General features: G+C 43.1%; 6 protein-coding genes. 5 read left to right on the plus strand and 1 reads right to left on the minus strand.

The window, feature by feature from the left end:
• The first annotated feature begins 23 nt into the window (after window positions 1-23).
• Both BCT81_RS13955 and BCT81_RS13960 read left to right on the plus strand, forming a co-directional pair.
• Complete coding sequence (locus BCT81_RS13955; protein WP_102424809.1) at window positions 24-404, plus strand: STAS/SEC14 domain-containing protein; 381 nt, start codon at window positions 24-26, stop codon at window positions 402-404.
• Window positions 405-607: 203 nt separating this feature from the next.
• The gene (locus BCT81_RS13960; RefSeq protein ID WP_004739594.1) at window positions 608-1,009 is read left to right on the plus strand and encodes an NUDIX domain-containing protein; all 402 of its coding nucleotides are present in this window, start codon (window positions 608-610) and stop codon (window positions 1,007-1,009) included.
• 30 nt (window positions 1,010-1,039) lie between these two features.
• Here the strand turns inward: BCT81_RS13960 and BCT81_RS13965 are convergent, their stop codons facing one another.
• Entirely contained in the window at window positions 1,040-1,441 is a 402-nt protein-coding gene (locus tag BCT81_RS13965; protein WP_102424810.1) for a YkgJ family cysteine cluster protein, read from the minus strand.
• Between the two features lie 142 nt (window positions 1,442-1,583).
• Between BCT81_RS13965 and BCT81_RS29320 the strand changes: the two genes are divergently transcribed.
• The 3 genes from BCT81_RS29320 (at window position 1,584) to BCT81_RS13975 (ending at window position 2,952) form a co-directional block, all read left to right on the plus strand.
• Window positions 1,584-1,745: a hypothetical protein gene (locus tag BCT81_RS29320; RefSeq protein ID WP_198596896.1), complete on the plus strand. Its 162-nt coding sequence runs from the start codon at window positions 1,584-1,586 to the stop codon at window positions 1,743-1,745.
• 120 nt (window positions 1,746-1,865) lie between these two features.
• Window positions 1,866-2,255, plus strand: a complete 390-nt coding sequence (locus BCT81_RS13970; RefSeq protein ID WP_241908207.1) for a VOC family protein — start codon at window positions 1,866-1,868, stop codon at window positions 2,253-2,255.
• Between the two features lie 88 nt (window positions 2,256-2,343).
• Window positions 2,344-2,952 (plus strand): sugar O-acetyltransferase, encoded by a 609-nt coding sequence (locus tag BCT81_RS13975; RefSeq protein WP_102424812.1) that lies wholly within the window; start codon window positions 2,344-2,346, stop codon window positions 2,950-2,952.
• The last annotated feature ends 261 nt before the right edge of the window (window positions 2,953-3,213 follow it).

Here is a 3,213-nt window from a genome sequence, read left to right on the forward strand (position 1 = left end):
ATTTCTAATAGAGGGGCAAGGTTATGAGTATCGAACGTCATGGAATATCGGTTGGAATTGAGCGTGTTAGCGGCGAAACCATCATCGTGTTCAAAGCGAAAGGGAAATTAACGCACGACGACTATCAAGCAATGATACCCATCTTAAAAACCACCATAAAAGAGATCGATTCGTCCGCACTGAAGATGCTTGTTGATATCTCCACATTAACGGGCTGGGAACTGCGCGCCGCGTGGGATGATTTCAAACTCGGGCTAGAACTCAACTCCAAGATAGACAAGATCGCTATTTACGGTGATCAAAGCTGGCAAGAACTGGCAGCAAAAGTGGGAAGCTGGTTTGTGTCTGGTGACATCAAGTCATTCGAAGATCACGACTCTGCGATAGAGTGGCTTGTTGATTAGTTTCGTCACATCATTATTTCAAATGACAGCCATTGGTAAGCTTTAACCTTTAACGAACCGCATTGATGGCTGTCATTCATCGACTCCCAATATCATTTTTTATGTAATTCAATAGAATATGCTGACTGCTGTAGGTAACATGCCGCCCATGCGATATCGTCGCTTTAATTAGAATAAGAAGCACAATAACAAGGTCTAAGAACATGAATAAGGTAATTGATAAGCTCGCTTGGGTATTCATTCAAGATGGCAAGCTGTTGATGGTGAGATCAAAAGGTAAAGAACGGTTTTACTTACCGGGTGGAAAACGCGAAGCGGGTGAAAGTGATGAGCAAGCATTGCTTCGTGAAATCAAAGAAGAGATTTCAGTCGATTTAGTGCCTGATTCACTCAAATACGTTGAGACGTTTACTGGCCAGGCTGATGGCAAAGCGGAAGGTATTTCAGTGCAATTGACTTGTTACGTTGCAGACTACACGGGCGAACTATCACCAGACGCTGAGATCGAAGAACTTAAGTTTGTCGATGGCAATGACAGAGAGGTATGTTCATCGGTGGCACTGGTTGCGCTAGATTGGTTAGAAGAGAATCAGTACTTGTCGTAATAACAAGATCAGCTCTCCAAAAGATGACAATTATGAAAAGCTTGAAGGGCGACTTCCTTTCATTAAAAGGTCGAGTCTTCTTTGAGCTTTTTTCGTATCTTGCAGATCCACCACTTCAATCATCTCACACTTATCCCTCACCATTTCATTGATTAGGCTAGGGTAGTGTCGGCAATCCTCTGGGCGGTCTAAGTAAATACTGCATGTGTATTTGGCTTGAGCGTTCGTGTTTTTATTCGGGACGACCTCTAGAAACGGACAACGAGTTAAACGTTCGCCGGATTGAGGATCGAACCAAATTTCACCACCGCGAACATATTCAAAGATGTCCGGGTTGAACAGTTCCCACAAATCAATCTCTTCTTGAGTTGCGGCGAGGTCGCCATCCCCATATTTGATGCAACATTTTCCGCATTGATTACAATCTTTCATTCTTGGCTTCTTCGTTGGCTGACTCTTTTAATGTTACCACTGATACGCGTGGCACGTTGATTTTGTTGTTCAAAGTATAAAAATGGCGCGATAAACAGTGATACAATTTGGCTTCATAAGTGATTAATACTAAAGGCTTCAAATGAGAACTATCTACACCACTGAAGGCGATATAAACGCAAAGAAACAGAAGGACGCTTACCCAAAGCTAGCATTATGTGAAAGTTGCGTGCGTGATTACGTGGTAATTGAACAAGGCGAACGTACTTACCAGCCTTGTGCAAAATGTGGTGCTGACGATTAACTCATATTCAAACCCTGCACGTTCAATGAGGTGGTTGTTACGTGACAATGTCACCTAACATTTACCTCATTGCTAAGCTCAACATCAATCACTAAGGAATGGCCCGTAATGGAGAAGGAAATGTCCAACGTAGAAAACCTCAAAGTCACTGACATAAAATCGTTTGTGCCCGCAAAAGATTTCGATCTATCTAAGCGATTTTACCAAGCTCTGGGGTTTGAGCTCATGTCTGAGTTCCATGATATCGCTTATTTTCGTCACGGTGATTATGCATTCCTTTTACAAGATTTTTACGAACCTACGCACTGTCACAATTACATGATGCACTTGCTCGTAGAGGACGTAAAAAGTTGGTATCAGCACGTACAAAACTCTAATGTAATGGCGGAATTTGAAGTAACCGTTACCGAGGTGGTTGAGCAACCTTGGGGAATGCTTGAGTTTTGTATCACTGACCCAAGTGGCGTGTTATGGCACGTTGCCGAGAACATAAGGCCGCGTAACTCGTAACTTGTTTTGAGACCAATGAAACGCTTCAAATTATCCATATGTCGCTTTATTTATGCCGTTCTTCGGTAATTATCAAATAGGTTCAAACATGGATATAAAGGCAAAAATGCACAGCCAAGACGTTTATTACTGTGATGACGTTTGTCTGGTCGCCGAGCAAACGCAATGTTTAGAAGTGCTGTACGATTTCAACCACACTCGCCCGAGAGAAGGTAAAAAACGCCAACAAATTATGAAGCAACTCTTCGCAGAGGTCGGCGAGGGTTGTTACATAGAGCCGCCACTACACGCCAACTGGAGGCGTCATACTCACTTAGGTAACAACGTATACGTAAACTTCAACCTAACGCTTGTTGATGATACCGACGTATTCATCGGCGATAACGTAATGATTGCACCTAACGTAACCATCGCGACAGGCACACATCCCATCAGCCCAGAACTCAGGCTCAAAGCCGCCCAGTTCAATGTTCCTGTCCGTATCTGCAACAACGTATGGCTTGGCGCGCGCACAGTTGTTTTACCGGGCGTTACCATAGGTGAAAACTCGGTAATTGGCGCTGGCAGCATAGTCACCAAAGATATCCCAGCCAATGTGGTAGCTGTTGGTAACCCTTGCAAAGTAGTGAGAGAAATCAACGAACGCGACCGAGAGTACTATCACAAAGATCGCCGTATACCAGAAGAGCTTAAGTAAGCTGTATTGACCAGATTCTTAATGTGGGGGGGGGGGGTCATACTAGACAGAAAAATTCCGCATTTTCTCTAGCTCCGCCCCTAGCTGTGATATAAGCCATTGTTATATAATGATCAGATTGCATATAAGGTGTGAACGATAGAAACTAGACAGAATTATTCTGCATTTAAATACAGAATTTTTCTGTCTAATAGAGCTGTTAGCTTCTTGGTTTCGAGTTATCAGATCTCACAATTTAAATTGCAATGCACATTACTGTAT

Origin of the sequence: Vibrio sp. 10N.261.52.A1 (assembly GCF_002876325.1) — a bacterium.
Lineage (GTDB): Bacteria > Pseudomonadota > Gammaproteobacteria > Enterobacterales > Vibrionaceae > Vibrio > Vibrio chagasii.

Excerpts from the sequence above, each read along its gene's own strand:
- BCT81_RS13960 (WP_004739594.1), top strand. The coding sequence starts at position 608 with ATGAATAAGGTAATTGATAAGCTCGCTTGGGTATTCATTCAAGATGGC.
- BCT81_RS13970 (WP_241908207.1), top strand. The coding sequence starts at position 1,866 with ATGTCCAACGTAGAAAACCTCAAAGTCACTGACATAAAATCGTTTGTG.
- BCT81_RS13975 (WP_102424812.1), top strand. The coding sequence starts at position 2,344 with ATGGATATAAAGGCAAAAATGCACAGCCAAGACGTTTATTACTGTGAT.
- BCT81_RS29320 (WP_198596896.1), top strand. The coding sequence starts at position 1,584 with ATGAGAACTATCTACACCACTGAAGGCGATATAAACGCAAAGAAACAG.
- BCT81_RS13955 (WP_102424809.1), top strand. The coding sequence starts at position 24 with ATGAGTATCGAACGTCATGGAATATCGGTTGGAATTGAGCGTGTTAGC.
- BCT81_RS13965 (WP_102424810.1), bottom strand. The coding sequence starts at position 1,441 with ATGAAAGATTGTAATCAATGCGGAAAATGTTGCATCAAATATGGGGAT.